1 pseudogene is annotated in these 1,028 nt (G+C 55.4%); it reads left to right on the top strand.

Annotated elements, in window-relative coordinates:
• Positions 1-56: 56 nt before the first annotated feature.
• Positions 57-1,018: pseudogene (locus tag GOW16_RS22630) on the top strand (IS3 family transposase); the annotation flags it as partial.
• Positions 1,019-1,028 lie beyond the last annotated feature (10 nt).

Genomic DNA, 1,028 nt, shown 5'->3' on the forward strand with positions numbered 1-1,028 from the left:
TGAGCCACCCCGACTGAACTGGTCCACCGCTATGTTTAGGAAACGGAGGACCAAGAATGGCAAACAAGCGACCGAAGCCCGAAGAGATTGTCTCGAAGTTACGGCAGGTTGAAGTTCTGATGGGGCAAGGCATGTCCCGTCTTGATGCGATCAGACAGATCGGAGTTGTTGAACAAACCTATTACCGCTGGCGGAAAAAGTACGGTGGAATGGGTGTTGATCAATTGAAAGAACTGAAACTGCTTCAGAAAGAGAACGAACGATTGCGACGTGCGGTTTCTGATCTGCCGCTGGACAAACTGATCCTGACGGAAGCCACAAAGGGAAACTACTGAGCCCCGCTCGTCGTCGTGCTTGTATTAACCATGTACGCAACCAGCTGAACGTTTCCGAGAGACGCGCCTGTTGCGTGCTGGGACAACATCGATCCACGCAACGACGCATCCCAAGAGGCCGCGCGGACGAGGACAGGCTGGTGGCCGACATGATCGAGCTGACCCGTCAATATGGCCGATATGGTTATCGCAGGGTCGCTGCGCTGCTGAGAGAGGCTGGATGGTCCGTCAGCGATGGGCGGGTTGAACGGCTTTGGCGACGAGAGGGGCTGAAAGTGCCAGTGAAACAACCGAAGAAAGGACGGCTCTGGCTGAACGATGGGTCGTGTGTTCGGCTGAGGCCAGAGCATCGCAACCACGTGTGGAGCTATGATTTCGTCCATTGCCGGACCGATGATGGCAAAGCCTTCCGGACGCTGAACATCCTTGATGAGCACAGTCGGGAGTGCCTGGCGATTAGGGTTAAGCGCAAGCTGAACTCGGTCGACGTGATCGATGCCCTGACGGATCTATTCATACTTCGGGGTGCACCCCGTTTCATACGTTCAGACAATGGGCCGGAATTTGTTGCCCAGGCCGTCAAGGATTGGATTGCTGCTGTCGGGGCCAAGACAGCCTACATCGAACCTGGAAGCCCTTGGGAGAACGGATACTGTGAAAGCTTCAACGGCAGGTTCAGGGATTGAGCTGCTC

Source organism: Ruegeria atlantica (assembly GCF_013033965.1).
In the GTDB taxonomy this organism is placed as follows: domain Bacteria; phylum Pseudomonadota; class Alphaproteobacteria; order Rhodobacterales; family Rhodobacteraceae; genus Ruegeria; species Ruegeria atlantica_D.